Here is a 20664-nt window from a genome sequence, read left to right as displayed (position 1 = left end):
TTATGAATATCGCCGCCATATTCATTCGCCGCCCCGTAGCCACGGTGCTGCTTATGCTCGGCATGCTTTTTTTCGGCATGACGGGCTATAAAAACTTGCCCGTCAACCATCTGCCCAATGTGGATTTTCCCACCATTCAGGTCATGGCCGACCTGCCAGGAGCTGACCCGGAAACCATGGCGGCGTCCGTGGCCACTCCGCTGGAAAAGGAATTTTTCACCATTGCGGGCATTGATTCCATTTCTTCGGTCAACTCCACGGGCCGCACCCGCGTTACCATACAGTTCGCCCTTGACCGCAATATCGACGCTGCGGCGCTGGACGTGCAGTCGGCCATAGGCCTCGCCCAGCGGCGCATGCCCACCAGCATGACCACGCCGCCCAGCTTTCGCAAGGTCAACCCGGCGGACATGCCCATACTGTACCTGCGGGTTTCGTCATCGACCCTGCCCCTGTATGCCCTCAACGAATACGCCGACACCCTCATAGGGCAAAGGCTCTCCATGGTGGAAGGCGTGGCCCAGGTGGTGGTGTACGGGCAGAAAAAGTACGCCGTGCGCGTGCAGCTTGACCCGGACGAGATGGCCTCGCGCGGGCTTGGCATTGACGAAGTGGCCGACGCCGTGGCCGCCGCCAACAGCATGCTGCCCACGGGCGCGCTGGAGGGCGAGCAGCGGGCCAGTGCCATCAAGTCCTCCGGGCAGTTGCTCAACGCCCGCGCCTTTCAGGATACGGTGGTGGCCTACCGCAACGGCGCGCCCGTGCGCCTGAGCGACATCGGGCAGGTGGTGGACAGCGTCAAGCAGGACAAGCAGATCACCTGGGGCAATGGCGGCGCGCCGGGCATTACCCTGGCCGTGGAACGCCAGCCCGGCACAAACACCGTGCAGGTGGTGGACGCCATCCGCGCGTTGATGCCGGGGCTTGAACGCCAGTTGCCGCCTTCCGTATCGCTGGAAATTTTTTACGATCGTTCAGAATCCATCCGTCATTCCGTGGCAGATGTTAAGTTTACGCTGGTGCTCACCGTCTTTCTGGTTGTGATCGTCATCTTTGTTTTTCTGCGCAACCTGCCCGCCACGGTCATTCCCAGCCTCGCCCTGCCCATGTCGGTCATATCCACCTTTGCGGTCATGGCGGTGCTTGGCTACAGCCTGGACAACCTCTCGCTCATGGCGCTCACCCTGGCCGTGGGCTTTGTGGTGGACGACGCCATCGTCATGCTGGAAAACATCGTGCGCCACCAGGAGATGGGCAAGGACCCGCTCACAGCGGCCTACGACGGCTCTGCGGAGATCGGCTTCACCATCGTGTCCATGACGGTTTCCCTGGCGGCGGTCTTCATCCCCGTACTCTTTATGGGCGGCATTGTGGGGCGTTTGTTCAGGGAGTTCGCCGTGGTCATCATCGCGGCCATTCTGGCTTCGGGCGTGGTGTCGCTCACGCTGACGCCCATGCTCTGCGCCTACTTTCTCAAGGCGCAAGGGGCGCACAAGGCTGGCCGCAGCGCGGGACAGGGCCTGTATGGCTGGCTTGAGCGTGGCTTTGACCGCCTCAACGCTCTGTATGCCCGCTCGCTGGACGTTGTGCTGCACCACCGCATGAAAACGCTGACGGCCTCGCTGGTTCTGCTGGCGCTCACGGTCTGGATTGGCATGGCCATGCCCAAGGGCTTTCTGCCCGTGGAAGATATGGGCATGCTGGTGGCCAGCACCGAGGCGGAGCAGGGCGTATCCTACGAGGGCATGGTCAGCGCGCAGCGCAGCCTCGATCCCCTGCTGGAAAAAAATCCCCATCTGTCCATGTACAATTCCATTGTGGGCATTGTGGGCGGCAGCCCCAGCATGAACAACGGCATTTTGCTTATGCCCCTCAAGCCCCACGCGCAGCGGCCCGGCATCGATCAGGTGGCGGAGCAGTTGCGGCGTGAACTCAATATCTCGCCTTCCATGCGGGTCTTTGTGCGGGTGCCCCCGGCCATCAACCTGGGCGGGCGCTCGTCCAAGGCGCTGTATCAGTACACGCTTTCCGGCCCGGACATGGAGGACCTCTACGACAGCGCCCAGAAAATAGAGAACGCCCTGCGCGCCCTGCCGCAAATACAGGACGTGAACAGCGACCTGCAGCTGAAAAACCCCGAACTGCGCGTTTCCATTGACCGTAACCGCGCGGCGGCCCTGGGCGTCAGCCCGCACCAGATAGACCTGGCGCTTCAGTCGGCCTACGGCTCGCGTGAAATATCCACCATCTACGCGCCCACCAATGACTACACGGTTTTTGTGGAATTACAGAAGAAATTTCAGCAGGACAGTTCGGCTCTGTCGCGCCTCTATGTGCGCGCCGCCAACGGCAACCTTGTGCCCCTGGACACCCTGGTCAAAATGGAGCCGGGCGTGGGACCCATTGCCGTGAACCACAACGGCCAGTTCCCCTCGGTGACCATTTCGTACAACCTGCGCCCCGGCGTGTCGCTGGGGCAGGGCGTCGCTGCCGTGGAGGCCGCCGCGCAGCCGCTGCTGCCCGATACGGTGACCGCCGAATCCCAGGGCACGGCCCAGGCTTTTCAAAGCTCGCTCACGGGCATGGGCTGGCTGCTGGTGCTGGCCATAGTGGTTATCTATCTGGTGCTGGGCATTCTGTACGAAAGCTTCATCCATCCCCTGACCATCCTTTCCGGCCTGCCCTCGGCGGGCTTCGGCGCGCTGGGCACGCTCTGGCTGTTCGGCATGGACCTGAACCTCTATGGCTTTGTGGGCGTGATCATGCTGCTTGGCATCGTGAAGAAGAACGCCATCATGATGCTGGACTTCGCCCTTGAGGCGCAGCGCCATAACCCGGACCTGGAACCGCTGGAGGCCATCAGGCAGGGCTGTCATGTGCGTTTTCGGCCCATCATGATGACCACGGTGGCGGCGCTGATGGGCGCTCTGCCCATTGCCATCGGCGTGGGCGCGGGGGCCGAGGCCCGAAGGCCCCTGGGCATGGCCGTGGTGGGGGGACTGTGTTTTTCGCAGATAGTGACGCTCTACATTACGCCCGTTTACTATTACTATATGGAAAAGCTCTCTCGCGCCCTTGGCAGGCGCTGGGGCGGACGGTTCCACAAGGACGTGAAGACTGGCGGAACGGGCGAGACTGCCAGTGCAGAGGCGGGCGGCACTGCCGCATAAACCGGCACGGCTGCATTGGACGGGATCTGGCGCGTAGGCCGGCCTGACGCTCTTCATAAAGTCTGGGCTGCCGGGAGTTTGCCGCACAATCTGGGGCTGGCAGTCTGAGACCAGTTGGCGCAGCGCGCGCATGCGTGTATCTATAGCTGTACGGCATGTCATTTTGACGGCTCGCGGCTGGCGCATATGGCTGACGGCATGTTGCCTAAAGGCATGCCCGCGAGGTGCGCAGTGCGCCACAAGTAGCGCGGGTTCTGCCCAGGCGCGTATTTTTCGGCTGAATGAAAACTTGGAAATGTGAAGCATTTCAAAGTTAATCTGATTTAGTCGCCGGCATGTGCCAGGGTTTCGGGCCCGGCGGGCATGCCGGTTTCGGAGGCGTCATGATTTCACAGGATATGTCTTCGCCCCTAGAGGCGCCCGTTTGCCGCCGTTGCGGCATGTGCTGTCTGCGCGGCGGCCCCACCCTCATGGTGGACGACGCCTCGCGGCTGGTGAGCGGCGCTTTGACCCTGGACAGCCTGGTCTGCCTGAGAAAGGGAGAGTGGGCGCGCGATGACGTGCGTGGAGGCCTGTGGCCTCTGGAACAGGAGCATATCAAGGTGGCCGGTCTTGGCGGGCAGGCGCATCCCTGGCGCTGCCGCTATTACCGCGACGGTTCTGGCTGCGCCATCTATGCCCAGCGACCGGTGCAGTGCTCCGCGCTGTTTTGCATGGACACGACCCCTCTGGAAGACCTTTTGTCCGGCACGCCTCTGATGGACAGGGCCGAAGCCTTCAGGATTCTGGCCAGCGAAGCGCATCTGCCCGGTTTTCCCGCTCTGGACGCCGGAACCCGCGCGCTCTTGCCAGATCTTATGGCCGCGCATGAAGAGCAGAGCCCTGCGGCTCCCGTGCTGGAAACCGCCGCCAGGCTGGGCTTTGCCCCGCAGGGCGTGCAGGTTCACGACGCTGGCGCAATGGACGCGGAAGAACGCCAGACGCTGCTTGCCCACCTGGGCGAAACCGTGCGCACCGAGGCCGCGTTCCGCCAGTTGTGCGTGGAACGCGCGGGCGTGCCCGAGGCCATTTTGCCCTTTCTTCTGGGGCGCGCGTTGCGCGACCTGCTGGCCGAAGTCGGCCTCAGGCCCACGGCCGCCGACGAGGTTTGAGCAGCCCGCGCGGTTGACAGAAGGGCCAGCCAGCCATAGTTATCTAAGGAAACGCTGATTTATTCCGTTTGGCGGCGTTGCTTGACTTTTTTTGAAACAGTCGAGGACAGAAGAGTCCACTCCTGCTTCAAAAAAAGATCGCGCCTTGCCAAACGAAATAACTGCGCGTTTCCAGGAGGCTCTTTAATCAGTGCTTCCCCAATTATATATTCACAGCCCGCACGCGGGCCAAACGAAGGAAGCATCATGCCACTGTGCAGCATTGAGGAAGCCGTTGCCGATATCAGGCAGGGCAAGATGGTCATTCTTGTGGACGACGAGGGTAGGGAAAATGAAGGCGACCTGACCATGGCCGCCGAATTTGTCACTCCGGAGGCCATCAACTTCATGGCCAAGTACGGGCGGGGTCTGATCTGCCTGCCTATGGCTCCGGAACTTATCGACCGTCTTGACCTGCCCCTTATGACGCAGCGCAACGGTTCACGCTTCGGCACCAATTTCACCATATCCATCGAAGCCCGCGAGGGCGTCACCACCGGTATTTCCGCCGCTGACCGCGCCACGACCATTCTGGCGGCAGTGGCCGACAACGTGCGCTCCGACGACCTCGTGACGCCGGGGCACGTTTTTCCCCTGCGCGCCAAGGCGGGCGGGGTGCTTTCACGCGCCGGGCAGACCGAAGGCGGCGTGGATCTTTCAAAGCTGGCAGGGCTCAAGCCTGCCTCGGTCATTTGCGAAATCATGCGCGATGACGGCACCATGGCGCGCATGCCCGATCTGGAAGTCTTTGCCGAAGAGCACGGCCTCAAGATAGCGGCTGTCAAGGATATCATCCGTCACCGTCTGAATCGTGGTCAGGTTTCCGTGCGCAGTGTGGACAAGGCCCACCTGCCCACCAGATTTGGCGACTTCACCGTCTACGCCTATGAGAGCGAAACCGATCAGGGCACGCATCTGGCCCTGGTCAAGGGCGATCTCAGCGGGCCGGAACCCGTGCTCACGCGCGTGCACAGCGAGTGCCTCACGGGCGACGCCCTGGGCTCCCTGCGCTGCGACTGCGGCGGACAGCTTGGCGCGGCCCTGCGCCAGATTGAAAAGGAAGGGCGCGGCGCGCTGCTGTACATGCGTCAGGAAGGGCGGGGCATCGGCCTTGCCAACAAAATCCGCGCCTATGCCTTGCAGGATCAGGGCTATGACACGGTGGAAGCCAACCGCAAGCTGGGCTTTCCCCCGGACTTGCGCGACTATGGCACCGGCGCGCAGATCCTCGTTGACCTCGGTATTCACAAAATACGGCTTTTGACCAACAATCCCAAGAAGATCGTGGGCCTTTCAGGCTACGGCATCGAAATTGTCGAGCGTGTGCCCATCGAAATGGAAGCCTGCCCCGAAAACGAATACTACCTGCGCACCAAGAAAGAAAAGATGGAACACATGCTGCACTGCTCGTGCAGCCATTAGGGCAGCTTTAGCGAGGCTGTCCCGGCCCCGGGACAGCCTCGCGGCGCGTCCTGGGAGTTCCTGGAAATGAATATTGCCCCCGGCGGGGTGAAGAATCCCGCCGGGAGCGTGTTTTTCATGGCGTCATTGTGGAGGATTGTCTTTTACTAATCTGGCCCGGACTTTTCTTGCGACACGCTAGTCATGCCGCGATTGGAAACAACGGGCTGGCAGCGGCATGAATCCGGGCCCGGAATTCAGGAGCGACTGCATGACCGTGAAAGAAAAAGTTGTGGCCCAGGGCGCATTGCTGTGGAAATTTTTGGGTTTTTTTCAGCCACCCTTGCTGCGCTGTATTCATGCCAGCGTCATAACGCTGGTATTACTGCAAATCTTGCTCAGCTTCGGCATGGTTGTACTGCCATCCGGCCTCTCGCCCTTAGTCTGGATACATATCATCCTGGGCATGTTCCTGTGCGTTTTCGGCGTGACCCTTGTGGTTCTCAGCGTCAAAAAGCGCGGCCTGCGCAATTTCTTTCCCTATCTCTGGGGTGATAACGACCAGCTGATCAAGGACCTGCGCGCGGCGGCGCAGTTCAAGGTTGTGGGCCCCCGGCCCAAGGGCCTGCCCGCCTGCGTGCAGGGGCTTGGCATGTGGGCTCTGTTGCTGACTGTTGCTTCCGGCCTGTGGTGGTTTGACAACTGGAGCAACCACCGCTCATTGCTGACGGCCTACAGCGTGCACAAGTTTTTTGCCTGGTCCCTGGCCTTGTATCTGGTTGGCCACGGAGGCATGGCTCTGGCCCACTTTGCCATATGGCAAAAAAAGACCGCGCCCAAAAAGTAGCGGCGCCTTCGTTACGGTCACTGATTTGCAAGCCCGGCATGTCCAAAGACATGCCGGGCTTGCTGCATTGATGGAATAGTCAGCAACACTTCGAGCATATGCAGTTTGTGGGCAGTGATGGAAGCAATTTCGGTTTGTCCAAGGGAGAGGGTTTGCTTGTGGAGAATACAAAAAAGCTTCTCACCTACGAAGTCGAAGCGCCCAAATACAGAAAAGAATATGTTGATCGTGCGCGACAGGCTCTTGAGGAGGAATGGGAGAAAGAGAAAAATGAGGCATTTCAGTCGGAGTTTACCCCAGTACGATACAATTTTCTGTTAAATAACTGCCAGCATTATTTCGCTGAAATCCTGCAAAAAGCGCAACGATACGAAACCGCTGATAAGCCCTTGGTGCTTCCGTAGCTGACCTGCTGAAGGGCGGAAAAATGTCCGCCCTTCAGCAGGCGTCACCTCACATGCCGAAAATGAAGAGCAGCAGGAATAAAAGGGTAGGTTCGAGGACAAGCACCAGAAAAAAGATGCAAAGGGGGATCTTTAATAACGTGACATAGCCGCCCATACGGTCGAAGAAAAATAGGGAAAAAGGCACAGTCATCAGGGCAGCCTTGAAGGCCCTGACGAGATACCCCAGGTAGTCACTGTCCATACGTTCAAGGCGCAGTATAATCTGCAACTGCTCTATTTCATTGTCTGATGGGGACGTAGTAAGAAGGGCCGCAAAAGCCAAGCAATATATGGGCCAGAAAGTGGCAAGGCCGAAGCCGCGCACAAAAATCAGGCAGCCTGCAAAACCGTACAGGAAGGAGAAAACCGCATAGGGATGGGCAGTGGGCATCAGGCACCACAAGTTAAGTATTGCAATGAGGCACAGGGGCCATGCGCCGCGTATGAAGGCTCGTGCGGAATCGTCAAGTTTTTCCAGAGTCATCGGGTCTCCATTGTTTCGGCTTCCGGCTTTGACGACTATATTTTTATAGCAATACTGCAACAACACAGCAATATGAAACCACAGATAAACCCTGGTGCTTCCGTAGGTGTCTGGTGCAGGGCGGAAAAATGTCCGCCCTTCAGCAGGCGTCGCCTCACATGCCGAAAATGAAAAGCAGCAGTGTGACAATAGTGGGGGCGAGAACAAGTACCAGAAAGAAGACGCAGAGAGGAATCTTCAGCAAAGCGGCATAGCCATCCCTGCCGCAGCTACCGGCCTCTAGCGGCGGGCGTCAGCAACGAATCCAGTTTGTAGGTTTCCTCATGTTCGGGTTTGCCCTCCTGAAGCAGGCGCACATAGACCTCGGCTTCACCTGATCCTGGCAGGGATACGGCGAATACGGCTACGGTTCGCGCTGAGGTCGGCGTAGAACCCGTGCGCATGATGCTGTCGTCCGGCCCGGCGACGTGATCGCGTGTGAAGGCCAGCAGGCTGTCAAAGGTGTAGGGTTTGGGGCTGGTTTGCAGCAGATGGGCAATGCGCGCGTAGCGGGCATGGCTGCTTTCGCCAAGTTTTCTGTTGAAGCGTTGCAGGGCCGGTTCAAGATAGTGGTTCGTATGGTACAGCACGCCGTTGGTCTGCGTGCGCCAGGCCACCATTCCTTCCAGTCCGATTTCAGCAAGCGCAATTTTTTCCCTGTCCGCAAGCATCAGAAAGAGCGGCCCGCGAAACCGGGACGGATCCAGGGCCATGACCTCATCCACCGAGGCGCAGAGGGTGAGTATCTGCGCCATAAGCTTGTGATTGGCCGTGGAGGCCTGCCTGTCCCTTCGTGGCAGGCTGCTCGCCGCCGCGCTGACGACCGTAAGTCCCTTTTCATTGACCCCCGCCACCGGGCGGTCAATCTCCACTTGCACTCCCGTGCTTTTTTGGGCTTCGCGTGTGGCCATGAGCGCCGCGTAGGCATAGCCGCCCGCTGGTCTGAAAATCTCGATGCGCTGGCTTTCCCCCGGCGTCCAGTCCCTGTTTTTTACGATGATGGCGCCGCCCCCCTGAACGGCGTCACCGGCTGCGGCCCACAGGGTGCAGGCCCGCGCGGGGGGCGCGGCAAGCAGAAAACACACCAAAACTGACATCAGGGGCGGGAGGATGATCCGTAAAAGGCTGCGGGGCATGGTGGGCATTCTCCTGTGGCTAGTCGTAGTGCCTCGGATTGTTTTTCCTGGGGGGACGGCGGCATGGCGGAAAAGGGGTTCGTAAGAGTTTTAGGGGGTGGGGGTGTGGGGGAGGCGACCCTTTTGCAAAAGGGTCCCTCCCCCACAAAACACTGCAAAACATTGCAAGACCCTGCAAACCACCACAACATACCAAAAACACCTGCGAAAAAGCCTGCTCCAATCACTCTGCGCTAATGCAGGTAGGGCGTCAAACGCGCGAGGGCCGCCCGATGGGCGGCCCTCTCCTGTCAGCAATCAGGAAGTTATTGCTAAAAGTCTTCATCTTCCTTGAGTTCCGGCGGCACGGCCACAACCGAGGTGATAATACGGCGGCGGGCCGGGGCGGCCGGAGCGGCCTCGGCTGCGGCGCGGCGCTGCGGCGGTTCGGGCAGGGCATTGTACAGGGCCCAGAAGGCCGGGTACAGGCCCGTCATGACGCCGGGGTTGCCCAGCTTCTGGTGCGGCTTGGCGCAGGCCGCCAGGGCAAGGGCCATGGCCCAGACAGGGGTGGGGGCATTCCAGCCCGCTTTGACGCCAGATTGTTCATTTTTGCACAATCTGCCTTCACTGTTCTGTTCCAGTCCGAGGGCATGGAGGAAACTCTCCACTTCATGCACGTCCATATCCTGCGGGAGCGTGGGCAGGCTGACCTGTGCGCCGCGCAGGGCGGCACAGGCGGCCAGGCCAACGGCCAGCGGGGCCCAGTCGGAAGGCAGATTTTCGGGCAGGGCGGCAAGAGTGAAGTTCTTGAGGGGGGCCGTGCTGCTGGCGGTCACTTCGCCGCCATCCGCGCCTTTTTGCTGGCGCAGGTCAAGGCCCAGGCCGTGCAGGAGATCCCATCCAGCCTCGGCTGCGGGCCACTGGGGCCAGTGTCCGGCAAGGCGGGTTTCGCCGCCCATGGCCAGGGGCAGGGACAGCAGGAAGAGCGCCAGTTCAGGCTCCATGGGCAGGTCGGGCAGGGCGGGGATTTCCAGCTTAGTCGGATGAATGCGCACCACGCCGCCGTCCACGCTCACCTCGGCCCCTGCTGCCCGAAGTATGGGCAAGGTACGGGCAAAGATGGTCTTTTGGGCGGGGTGGCCCGTCAAATCCATCATGAGGCTGTGCTCGTAGCCAGGCGCGGCCAGCAGTATGCCTTCGGCCAGTTCCGCGGGCGTATCGGCGGGCATGACCACCGCGTCGGGGATAATGCCGGAACACTCCAGGCGGGCGGGCAGTCCGTCGCTCTTGGGCACCACATGCACAAGGCGGGCGCCCATGGCGGGCAGAAAGTGGCGCACTGCGGAAAGGTCGGCCAGTTTCAGGCTTGTTTCGCCCATGAATTTCGCGCGTGAGGGGCGGCCCAGGTAGTGCCCCAGCAGCAAAAAGAAGTTCCATGCGCTGTCGCCCACGTACAGCACCTTGTCGGGCGCGCTCACGGGCACGGAGGGCCGCGCCGTGACGCCGTCGTCCTCACGGGTAAGGGATGCGCCGATCTGGATGAGCATCTTCACGCAATCCACAATGGGGTCGTTCATGAGGCAGGGGCTCACGCGCGTGGGCTGTCCCGTGGCTGCGGCCAGCATAAGCCAGGCGCGGGTGGAGCGGCAGGCCAGGGGCGCCGGCATGCGCAGGCGAACGGGCTTTGAGGGCGGGGCGAGGTTAAAGGCAGTGCGTTTGTCCGGCCCTTCCTGAGCAGCGGGGCCTTCACCCGCGCGGCCGTCGGCAGAGTCCTGGCCTTCGGCGCTTTCAGCGGGGCGCTCGCCTGCGGGGCGGGGCAGAAATTCCACTTCCTGCATCAGGGAAAAAAAATGGCCCGAAAGGCGAGCGTCGCGGCTGATGCGGGCCACTGCGCCTTCCCACGATTCACGCAGCAATTTTTCTTCGGCGGAGTCGAGATGCGACTTGTCGCCGCGCATGCGCGCCAGAATGTTATGGCGGCGCAGCAAAAGGCGCAGAATGTCGCGGTCAATCTCGCAAACAGTTTCGCGCAGGGGGCGGCGCACAGGCGCGTCATCACGGCCGCGCGAGTCGCGTGAGTCACGGGCATCCCTGGGGGGACGTGGCCCGCGTGAATCGCGAGAATCGCGAGCGTCACGGGGAGTGCGGGGGCCGCGTGAATCGCGCGCGTCGCGGGCGTCTCGAGAAGGGCGGGAGCCGCGTGAATCGTTGGAATGGTCAGTCATGCTCTTTCCTGTGAGAAAAATGGAAGGGATATGCAAATGCTTATACGTTGTATGGAATAACAGAGGGTTGGCAGAAATGTGTAACAATTCAGTGTCACAGTCTTCCTTTCTCTGCGCATGCGTGTTAGCTTGAAATGGCTTCTCTTGCAAGGGTCGGCTCGCGAGGACTCTGCGGGGGATGGTTTGAAACGGGGATTAATTTTTTTTTCACAAGACGATTAACCTATTTAAATTTAAAAAGAATTGATGTTTGGCGCTGTAGACTTTCCACGAATTTTTGCAGAGGGGGCTTGACTCGGACGCTAAGTGCTTGTTACTAATTGCGCAAGCCATTCGCCCAACAATTGTTGCGAAAGCGCTCGGCTAACCCCGGCGTGTCGGAATCTGCCGCCACGCCACGCCGAACCCGGTGGGTTTTCAAACACTTTTAAAGAGTTGGAGGATACGTATGCCGACTTATGTCGATCCGTCCAAATGTGACGGCTGCAAGGGTGGCGAAAAGACGGCCTGCATGTACATTTGCCCCAACGACCTCATGATCCTCGATGCAGAGGAAATGAAGGCCTACAACCAGGAACCCGATGCCTGCTGGGAATGCTATTCCTGCGTGAAGATCTGCCCCCAGGGCGCCATTACGGCCCGCCCCTACGCCGACTTCGCTCCCATGGGCGGAACCTGTATCCCCATGCGCTCGGCCGACTCGATCATGTGGACGGTTCAGTTCCGGAACGGCAATGTCAAGCGTTTCAAGTTCCCCATTCGCACCACGCCGGAAGGTTCCATCAAGCCTTTTGAAGGTCATCCCGAAGGCGCCAACATCGAAGACGAACTGCTCTTCACCGAAACCGCCCTGGTTGCCCCCAAGGAAGCTCTCGGCAAGAAGTTCGAAATGTTGGAAGCCGATAAGGCTCTTACCTGCATGGAAATCGGCCGCTAGGCTTTTGCAACCGCTAGTGCGATAAGGAGATACCATTATGCCTATGATTCCCGTCAAGGAAGCGACCAAGGGCGTAGCCATTGCCGAACCCGAAGTGAAAGAACATGCGGTTGACCTGCTCATCGTGGGCGGCGGCATGGGTTCCTGCGGCACCGCTTTTGAAGCAGTGCGCTGGGGCGACAAGCATGGCCTGAAAATTATGCTTTGCGACAAGGCTTCCCTCGAGCGCTCCGGCGCCGTGGCTCAGGGCCTTTCCGCCATCAACACCTACCTGGGCGACAACAGCGCCGACGACTACGTGCGCATGGTCCGCACCGACCTTATGGGTCTGGTCCGCGAAGACCTTATCTTCGACTGCGGCCGTCACGTTGACGACTCCGTGCATCTGTTCGAAGACTGGGGTCTGCCCTGCTGGATCAAGGGTGAAGACGGCCACAACATGAACGGCGCTGCCGCCAAGGCCGCCGGCAAGAGCCTGCGTAAGGGCGACGCCCCCGTGCGTTCCGGTCGCTGGCAGATCATGATCAACGGTGAATCCTACAAGTGCATCGTGGCCGAAGCTGCCAAGAATGCCCTGGGTGAAGACCGCATCATGGAGCGCATCTTCATCGTGAAGCTGCTGCTCGACAAAAATACCCCCAACCGCATCGCCGGCGCCGTGGGCTTCAACCTGCGCGCCAACGAAGTGCACATCTTTAAAGCCAACGCCGTTATGGTGGCAGCTGGCGGCGCGGTGAACGTGTACCGTCCCCGCTCCACCGGTGAAGGCATGGGCCGCGCCTGGTATCCCGTGTGGAACGCCGGTTCTACCTATACCATGTGCGCTCAAGTCGGCGCTGAAATGACCATGATGGAAAACCGCTTCGTGCCCGCCCGCTTCAAGGACGGTTACGGCCCCGTGGGCGCGTGGTTCCTTCTGTTCAAGGCCAAAGCCACCAACAGCAAGGGCGAAGACTACTGCGTGACCAACCGTGCCATGCTGAAGCCCTACGAAGATCGCGGCTACGCCAAGGGCCATGTCATCCCGACCTGCCTGCGTAACCACATGATGCTTCGCGAAATGCGCGAAGGTCGCGGCCCCATCTACATGGACACCAAGACTGCCCTGCAGACCACCTTCGCCACTCTGAACGAAGAGCAGCAGAAGGAACTTGAGTCCGAAGCCTGGGAAGACTTCCTCGACATGTGCGTTGGCCAGGCCAACCTGTGGGCCTGCACCAATACCGCTCCTGAAGAACGCGGTTCCGAAATCATGCCCACCGAACCCTACCTGCTCGGCTCCCACTCCGGTTGCTGCGGCATTTGGGTGTCCGGTCCCGACGAAGCCTGGGTGCCCGAAGACTACAAGGTTCGCGCTGCCAACGGCAAAGTCTACAACCGCATGACCACCGTTGAAGGTCTGTTCACCTGCGCCGACGGCGTGGGCGCTTCCGGCCACAAGTTCTCTTCCGGTTCCCATGCTGAAGGCCGCATCGCCGGCAAGCAGATGGTGCGCTGGTGCCTTGACCACAAGGACTTCAAGCCCGAGGTCAAGGAAACCGCCGACGAACTGAAGAAGCTGATCTACCGTCCTTACTACAACTTCCTCGCTGGCAAGGACGCCTCCACCGACCCCGTGGTCAACCCCAACTACATCACGCCCAAGAACTTCATGATGCGTCTTGTGAAGTGCACCGACGAATACGGCGGCGGCGTGAGCACCTACTACACCACCTCCAAGGCTCTGCTCGACACGGGCTTCAACCTGCTTGCCATGATGGAAGAAGACTCCCTCAAGCTGGCCTCCCGTGACCTGCACGAACTGCTGCGCTGCTGGGAAAACTACCATCGCCTGTGGACGGTGCGCCTGCACATGCAGCACATCTCCTTCCGCGAAGAATCCCGTTATCCCGGCTTCTACTATCGTGCGGACTTCATGGGCCTGGACGACACCAAGTGGAAGTGCTTCGTGAACTCCAAGTACGATCCCGCCACTGGCGAGACCAAGATCTTCAAGAAGCCCTATTACCAGATCATCCCCGACTAGTCGGCGGCATTACAGCACTAAAGGGGCGGCCGTAAGGCCGCCCCCTTGGCTGTACGCATGTTCAGTCAAGGGGCGTGCGAAAGAAACACAGAGAGCGTGAAAATAAGAGCAGCCGCCGCACAGCGCGGAAGCTGCCAGGCCAAGGCATGCAGCCCGGATGCCAGACCAACAGCTTTACGGCATGTTTGGCCCTCACGCTCCCCGCTGGACGGCAAGACCGTCAGCGGGAGTTTTGCCGGTTATGGGGAGGCAGTGTCTTGAGGGCGCGTGGACGGCTCAGGATCATCGCACTCAGGCAGGGCGATTGATCGTCGGCAGCCGGTTAGAGCCGGAGCCCGTTAAGACAGGCCGGATGCGGCCACCCTTTTTTCTGCGGCGGAAGCCCTTTGGCGCTTCTTCAGCCGCTATGCAACAACGCAGGAGGATATCCAGGATGTCCAATGCCATTCTCGTCGTGGGCGGCGGCTTTGCAGGCCTTACAGCCGCCATTGAAGCGGCGGAACTGGGCCACGACGTCTATATCGTCGAAAAGTCGCCCTGGCTCGGGGGCCGCGTGGCTCAGCTCAACAAATATTTCCCAAAACTCTGTCCTCCCTCCTGCGGCCTGGAAATCCAGTTCCAGCGTATCAGGAAAAATCCCCGTGTGAAGTTCTTTACCCAGGCAGAAGTGGTCGGCTTTCGCGGGGTCAAGGGCGACTACACCGTGAAGGTGCGCATCGAACCGCGCCACACGGCGCCCCACAATGTGGATTTCGGCCTGCTGGCTTCCAGTCTGGACGGTGAAACCCCCAGCGAATTTGACTTCGGCCTTTCCAAGCGCAAGGCCCTTTTCAAGGCCATGCCCTTTGCCTTCCCCAGCCGTTACACGCTGGACATGAAGGGGCTTTCCAAGGCCGACGCGGCCCGCGTTGCGGGCAACCAGTTTCTGGACGTGAATGAAGGGCCTCGCGAAATCGAGCTCAGCGTTGGCGCGGTGGTCGTCGCCACCGGCTGGAAGCCCTACGACGTGACCCGCCTCACCAACCTTGGCGCCGGCGCCGTGAAAAACTGCATTACCAACATGCAGCTTGAGCGCCTTGCCGCGCCCAGCGGGCCCACCGGCGGGCGCATAGTGCGTCCCACTGACGGGCGCAGGCCGCACCATGTGGCCTTTGTGCAGTGTGCGGGTTCCCGCGACCAGAACCACCTGAACTATTGCTCCTATATCTGCTGTATGGCCACGCTCAAGCACTGCCAGTATCTGGCCGAGCAAAGCCCTGAAACGCAGATCACGGTGTACTACATCGACCTGCGCGCCCCTGGCCGCTATGTGAAGGTGCTTGAAAAGGTCAAGGCCATGCCCAATGTGCATTTTGTCAAGGGCAAAGTGGCTGACGCCGTGCAGGCCGAAGGCGACAAGGTTCGCCTGACCGCCGAGGACGCCGTGAGCGGTGAAAAACTCACCCTTGATTATGACCTTGTTGTACTGGCCACGGGCATGCAGCCCTCGCTGGCCGGTGAAGACGCGCCTCTGCCCCTGCCTCTTGATGAAGAAGGCTTTGTGGCGGGCGGTGAAGAGGCCGGTATTTTTGCAGCCGGTTGCGCTCGCATGCCCCTTGATGTGATGCGCTCGGCTCAGTCCGGCACAGCCGCCGCCCTGAAGGCGGTACAAACGGTGAAAGGGAGGTAGGCGGCATGGCCGGTAAGATTGGCGTCTATTTTGACCAGCAGAACATCGGCGGCGGCCTCGACGTAGAGGCGCTTGCCGCCCAAACTGCGGAAAAGTGGGGCGATCTCACTGCCGTGGTTAAGGTGGTTCCCGTGCTGGCATTGGCCTTGGATGAAATCAAGGCTGACATCGAGGCCCAGGGCCTTGACGGCGTGCTGCTCTGCGGCGCTTCCCCGCGCGTGGACGGCGAACTCTATCGCCTGCCCGTGCTGATCGAACACGTGAACCTGCGCGAACAATGCGTGCAGGCATACAAAAATCCCGACAGAAGCCCTGTGGATACAGCCAAGGGCGCGCCTGAACTGCTGCGGCTCATGGCCCGCGACTACGTGAACATGGGCGTGGTGAAACTGCAGAAGAGCGAGGCTCCCGAAGCCGCTTCGGTGGCGGGCGTGCAGCGCATTCTGGTTATTGGCGGCGGCTGGACCGGCCTTACGGCGGCCCTTGAAGCTGCGGCCACCGGCTATGAAGTGGTGCTGGTGGAAAAAAGCGACAAGCTGGGCGGCGCGGCCAACAACATTCCCATGGCCTCACCTCTGGCTTCGCCCTGGGAAAACAAGCAGTCCACCAACCTCGTGGCCAAGGTCAGCGAGGCCATGGGCAGCCCCAAGATCAAGATTTACACAAGCGCCCGGATGCAGAAGCTGGAAGGCCAGCCGGGCGAATTCAAGGCCGCCATCGACACAGCCTCCGGCACGGTGGAAGTGGAAGTGGGCGCTGTTGTGCTGGCCACGGGCTGGGTGGCCCTGGACCAGAAGTACCTCGCTCCCATGGGCCTGGGCAAAAGCCCCATGGTGGTGGACGCCGCCACCTTTGGCAAGATGCTGGTCGCCGACCAGGTCAAGGCCAACCGCATAGCCTTTGTGCTTGATACCACCATGGCCGAAAAGGCCGTGACCGAGGCTGTGGAAGGCTGCCCCCTTGAGGGCGAAGCGCCTGCCCCAGAGTCTGGCGCAACCCCTGCCGCAGCCCCTGCCGCTGAAGGCGAAGAAGTCTTTGTGAAAGAAGACCTCGAAAGCATCCGCCACTTGGCGTACTCCAACGCCGTCAACAGCGTGGGCATGCTGCGTCTGGCCAATACCGTCTGTGAAAAGACCGACGATGCCTGTCAGACCTTCATCCTTTACAAGGACATGACTGTTCCCGGCATCCTGGAGCGCTTCTACAAGAAGATGCAGGAACGCCTGGGCGTCATGATGACCAAGGCCGACGTCACGGACATCCGTGAGGCTGGCAACCACATGGTCGTTGAGTGCAAAAACACGCTGCTGGGCATGGATTTTGACCTTGATGTGGACATGGTTGTTCTGCCTACGGGCCTTGTGCCCACCACGGCCAAGGACGTGACCATCCATTTCGACTATCGTCAGGGCCCGGATTTTCCCGATCTGGCGCTGTTTGACGGCTTTGCCGACTCAAACTACATCTGCTTCCCCTACGAAACGCGCCGCACCGGCGTGTACGCGGCGGGTTGCGTGCGTCAGCCCCTGACCATGGACGCCTGTGAAGAAGACGCCAAGGGCGCGGTGCTCAAAGCCGTGCAGTGCATTGAGGCGGCAAGCCACGGCGTGGCCGTGCACCCGCGTTCGGGCGACCTGTCCTACCCGCTGTTCAACATGGTTCGCTGCACCCAGTGCAAGCGCTGCACCGAGGAATGTCCCTTTGGCGCGCTGGACGATGACGAAAAGGGTACGCCCAGGCTCAACCCCACGCGCTGCCGCCGCTGCGGCACCTGTTTTGGGGCCTGCCCCGAGCGCGTCATCTCCTTCGCGAACTACAATATCGACCAGATCGGCTCCATGATACGTGAAGTGCAGGTGCCCAAGGACTTCAAGAAAGACGGCCCCCGCGTGCTGATCCTGGCTTGCGAAAACGACGCCTACCCCGCCCTGGATATGGCCGGTGAGCGCCACAAGCCCTGGAGCCCCTACTGCCGCATCATCCCCGTGCGCTGCCTTGGTTCGGTCAACGCCATCTGGGTGTCCGACGCCATGAGCAAGGGCTATGACGGTGTGATGCTGCTGGGCTGCAAGTATGGCGACGACTACCAGTGCCACTTTGTGAAAGGCTCCGAAATCTGCGCCAAGCGCAAGGACAACATAGCCGAGACTCTCAACCGCCTGGGCGTGCAGCCTGAACGGGTGGAACTGCTTGAAGTGGCCATTGACGAGTACGACAAGGTCCCCAACCTCATCGACGGCTTTGTGGACCGCATCATGGCAATGGGCCCCAACCCGTTCAAGGGCATGTAGGAGGAAGGCAGCAATGGCACAAATTACAATCAAACCTGACCTGGAGTTCGCCAGGGCGCTGGAAGAAGCGGGGGGCGAGTCCCTCAAGAAGTGCTACCAGTGCGCCACGTGTTCCGTGGCCTGCCCCCTGGCTCCTGCCAACGCGCCCTATCCGCGCAAGGAAATGGTATGGGCCTCCTGGGGCCTCAAGGACAAGCTGCGCGCTGATATAGACTTGTGGCTCTGCCACAACTGCGGCAACTGCTCCGACCTGTGCCCCCGTGGCGCCAAGCCTGCCGACCTCATGGGCGCGGCACGCAATGTCATCTATAAAGATCTGACCGAGCCTTCCATCGTGGGCAAGTGGATGAGCAAGCCCGCTGGCCTGCCCATTCTCTTCGCCATCCCGGCGGTGCTCTGGCTTGTGGTGTGGTGGATCCGCGCCGGCTTTAACGGCGGCCAGTGGTTCCCCCGCGCCGCCGACGGCCGAATCGTCTTCGGCCAGATATTCTACGGCGACTACACCATTGACCCCATCTTCATGCTGACCTTCTTCACCGCGCTGTTCATACTGGCGCGGGGGGCCATGAAGCTGTGGGCGCAATTCAAGCCTGAAGGCAAGATGACCGTTATCGGCAAGACCAAATGCTGGGTCTGGCATCTGTGGGACGTGCTGTGGGATGAAATCATCACCCACCGCAAGTTCGACGATTGCGAAGACGGCCCCGTCACCGGCAAGGAAACGCCCAGCCGCAAAAACGGCCACTTCCTTCTGGTGTGGAGCTTCGCCATCCTGGCCTTTGTGACGGCTGTAGTGGCTTTGGGCCATTGGGGCGGCAAGGTCATTCCGCTCATCAAGATTGAAACGCCCATGCCGCTGACCTTCCCGGTGAAGATTCTGGCCAACATCGGCGCGTTCATGCTGCTGCTGGGCCTGGGCCTGCTGACGGTTCGCCGTCTGCGTCTGAATCCCAAGTTCCAGGGCTCAAGCTGGTACGACTGGTACCTGCTGGGCATCATATGGGTAATCGCGCTCACGGGCGTGATGGCTCAGGGCTTCCGCCTGGCGGACGCCATTGTGCCTGCCTTTGTCGTGTATTACCTGCACCTGGTATGTGTGTGGATGCTTTTCGCCTATCTGCCCTGGTCCAAGCTCGGGCATATTTTATACCGCACAGTGGCGTTGCTGTACGCCCGCATGTACGGCAGGAGCTAGCTGACGGACCCCGGCTGGCTTCATGCCGGCCGGGGCGACGCCAACGTTTGGACTGTTGGAACAGAGTTTTCATGAATAAAAATACGATCTCCGAGGAGGAGGCCGCCATGTCCGATACATCTCGCAAAGTTTTTCCTGTGGAGTCCGTGCTTGCCCTGGTGGTGGGCAAGGATGGCGTGGACGTAAAGGAAATCGCCGGTTTTGTGGCCGGGCGCACCGTTGTCTGTGACACCTGCGCCAAGGCCGTGGGCCCCTTCGCCGCCACCTGGCTGGCCCGTTGCTTCCCCAAGTTTCTGGAACTGGAATGGAAAGAAGGCCAGTCCTGGGACGCCTTTGTGAGCAACGGCAGAAGCCTGCTTGGCGACAATGTTTCCCTCCCCGCCATGGACGGTCACACCAAGGCCATGGTTGACAAGGTGCTGGACTTCCTGGGCGAAGTCTATGACAGCATGGTTGCCCAGACTTCCGCCGCCACGGCTCTTGAAGAACGCGTACGCGCCCTCGAGCCCACGGAAGCCCGCGCCGAAGCGCTGTCCAAAAAGGTTGATGAACTGGAAGCCAAGATCAAGACCCTGAACGCCGATATCGGCGGCCTGCGCCGTCAGACGGCCGAATACCAGGGCAAGATCGCCGTCAACCATGACGATTTGCTCATGAATATCAAAGACGCCATCAAGGACGGCCTTAAGGGCATGGTCATGGCTGGCGGCGCTGGCGCGGCCCTGACCGCCTCCGGCGACGAAGCCGCGGCTGAAGCCATTGAAGAAAACGCCGTGCCCGACGATTTCGGCTTCGGAGCTTCCGGCGCGAGTTCTGACGGTTTCGGTTTCTAGAACAAAGTTGTTTGGGGTGAAGAGTTCTGTGGGGGAGGGACCCTTTTGTAAAAGGGTCCCTCCCCCACGCCCCCACCCCTAGACAGTGCCGTCACGAGCGCCTTTCCAGTTATTTCGGCGTCGAGCTTCGCCTTTTATTCCGGTCGAGTACGATCAGAGTACACTCCCTGCATAAAAGGCTCGTTCTCCTTGATATAACTGAAAATTCATCTCGTGCCGACCCTGTCTAGAGCATTCTCGCATTGAGAATATTCACTCTTCTGACCTGACGGAGGCTGTCGCAATCGCAGCCAGCTTTTATGAATAAATAGGCCCGCACTTCTTCGAAGTGCGGGCCTATTTCTGTAGAGTCAACTGTCTTTGAAATTGCGTGACTCTGGAAGACGCCACTGTAGGGAATCGTTTCAGACCTGGTCATCTTCAGCGTTGACTCACCTACACATAAACGTTTTAGGGGGAGGGGGTGTGGGGGAGGAGACCCTTTTTTAAAAGGGTCCCTCCCCCACAGAGCATTTTCCCTACAACAGCGATTTCATATTACCAGCGCTCGGGCATAAAGTGCGGCGGCAGGCCGTTTTCCGGCTGCTCGGCCATCTTGTCGCGCAGGGCGCGAATGACTGTGCGGGCGCTGGCCAATTCCTGCTCCACGGCGTCCAGTTGGCTTTGCTGGGCCATAAGGGCCGCGTCGAGTTTTTCGATGCGCTCTTCCTGGAAAAAAGTCAGTTCTTCCAGTCTGGTAAGGCGATCTTCAAGATTTTGCGGCATAGATTCTCCTGCCCGTCATTTTTCTGTT

At 60.2% G+C, this 20664-nt stretch carries 15 protein-coding genes; 11 read left to right on the top strand and 4 right to left on the bottom strand.

Annotation, left to right across the window (positions count from 1 at the left end):
* Positions 1 to 2 precede the first annotated feature (2 nt).
* From DESU86_RS05325 to DESU86_RS05305, 5 genes are all read left to right on the top strand, one after another.
* The gene (locus DESU86_RS05325; RefSeq protein ID WP_179980096.1) at positions 3 to 3170 is read left to right on the top strand and encodes an efflux RND transporter permease subunit; all 3168 of its coding nucleotides are present in this window, start codon (positions 3 to 5) and stop codon (positions 3168 to 3170) included.
* Positions 3171 to 3553: 383 nt separating this feature from the next.
* Positions 3554 to 4321 (top strand): YkgJ family cysteine cluster protein, encoded by a 768-nt coding sequence (locus tag DESU86_RS05320; RefSeq protein ID WP_179980095.1) that lies wholly within the window; start codon positions 3554 to 3556, stop codon positions 4319 to 4321.
* A 246-nt stretch (positions 4322 to 4567) separates the two neighbouring features.
* Positions 4568 to 5782 (top strand): bifunctional 3,4-dihydroxy-2-butanone-4-phosphate synthase/GTP cyclohydrolase II, encoded by a 1215-nt coding sequence (locus tag DESU86_RS05315; protein WP_179980094.1) that lies wholly within the window; start codon positions 4568 to 4570, stop codon positions 5780 to 5782.
* A 250-nt stretch (positions 5783 to 6032) separates the two neighbouring features.
* Entirely contained in the window at positions 6033 to 6608 is a 576-nt protein-coding gene (locus DESU86_RS05310) for a cytochrome b/b6 domain-containing protein (RefSeq protein ID WP_179980093.1), read from the top strand.
* Positions 6609 to 6706: 98 nt separating this feature from the next.
* Positions 6707 to 7012: a hypothetical protein gene (locus DESU86_RS05305; protein ID WP_179980092.1), complete on the top strand. Its 306-nt coding sequence runs from the start codon at positions 6707 to 6709 to the stop codon at positions 7010 to 7012.
* 49 nt (positions 7013 to 7061) lie between these two features.
* Here DESU86_RS05305 and DESU86_RS05300 read toward each other — a convergent pair whose 3' ends face one another.
* From DESU86_RS05300 to DESU86_RS05290, 3 genes are all read right to left on the bottom strand, one after another.
* Positions 7062 to 7538 carry a hypothetical protein gene (locus tag DESU86_RS05300; RefSeq protein ID WP_179980091.1) on the bottom strand — a complete coding sequence of 159 codons (477 nt, stop codon included), beginning with the start codon at positions 7536 to 7538 and terminating at the stop codon, positions 7062 to 7064.
* Positions 7539 to 7807: 269 nt separating this feature from the next.
* Positions 7808 to 8713 (bottom strand): carcinine hydrolase/isopenicillin-N N-acyltransferase family protein, encoded by a 906-nt coding sequence (locus DESU86_RS05295; RefSeq protein ID WP_179980090.1) that lies wholly within the window; start codon positions 8711 to 8713, stop codon positions 7808 to 7810.
* A gap of 311 nt (positions 8714 to 9024) precedes the next feature.
* A complete protein-coding gene (locus tag DESU86_RS05290; protein ID WP_179980089.1) occupies positions 9025 to 10920 on the bottom strand; it encodes a 3-phosphoshikimate 1-carboxyvinyltransferase in 1896 nt (631 codons plus the stop codon).
* 448 nt (positions 10921 to 11368) lie between these two features.
* On the opposite strand from DESU86_RS05290, the gene aprB reads away from it, so the two are divergent.
* From aprB to DESU86_RS05260, 6 genes are all read left to right on the top strand, one after another.
* Positions 11369 to 11857, top strand: coding sequence for an adenylyl-sulfate reductase subunit beta (aprB, locus tag DESU86_RS05285; RefSeq protein WP_179980088.1), 489 nt, complete (start codon positions 11369 to 11371; stop codon positions 11855 to 11857).
* A 37-nt stretch (positions 11858 to 11894) separates the two neighbouring features.
* Positions 11895 to 13883: an adenylyl-sulfate reductase subunit alpha gene (gene aprA, locus DESU86_RS05280; protein WP_179980087.1), complete on the top strand. Its 1989-nt coding sequence runs from the start codon at positions 11895 to 11897 to the stop codon at positions 13881 to 13883.
* A 433-nt stretch (positions 13884 to 14316) separates the two neighbouring features.
* The gene (locus tag DESU86_RS05275) at positions 14317 to 15552 is read left to right on the top strand and encodes a CoB--CoM heterodisulfide reductase iron-sulfur subunit A family protein (RefSeq protein ID WP_179980086.1); all 1236 of its coding nucleotides are present in this window, start codon (positions 14317 to 14319) and stop codon (positions 15550 to 15552) included.
* Positions 15553 to 15557: 5 nt separating this feature from the next.
* Complete coding sequence (locus DESU86_RS05270; RefSeq protein WP_179980085.1) at positions 15558 to 17843, top strand: FAD-dependent oxidoreductase; 2286 nt, start codon at positions 15558 to 15560, stop codon at positions 17841 to 17843.
* 13 nt (positions 17844 to 17856) lie between these two features.
* Positions 17857 to 19038: a quinone-interacting membrane-bound oxidoreductase complex subunit QmoC gene (gene qmoC, locus DESU86_RS05265; protein ID WP_179980084.1), complete on the top strand. Its 1182-nt coding sequence runs from the start codon at positions 17857 to 17859 to the stop codon at positions 19036 to 19038.
* 107 nt (positions 19039 to 19145) lie between these two features.
* Positions 19146 to 19871, top strand: coding sequence for a hypothetical protein (locus DESU86_RS05260; protein WP_179980083.1), 726 nt, complete (start codon positions 19146 to 19148; stop codon positions 19869 to 19871).
* Positions 19872 to 20408: 537 nt separating this feature from the next.
* Here the strand turns inward: DESU86_RS05260 and DESU86_RS05255 are convergent.
* On the bottom strand, positions 20409 to 20636 hold the full coding sequence (locus DESU86_RS05255; protein WP_179980082.1) for a SlyX family protein: 228 nt from the start codon (positions 20634 to 20636) through the stop codon (positions 20409 to 20411).
* Positions 20637 to 20664 lie beyond the last annotated feature (28 nt).

The organism is Desulfovibrio sp. 86 (genome assembly GCF_902702915.1).
Classification (GTDB): Bacteria; Desulfobacterota; Desulfovibrionia; order Desulfovibrionales; family Desulfovibrionaceae; genus Desulfovibrio.
The sequence above is the reverse complement of the archived record's forward strand: the minus strand, read 5'-3'. Positions and strand labels throughout refer to the sequence as shown.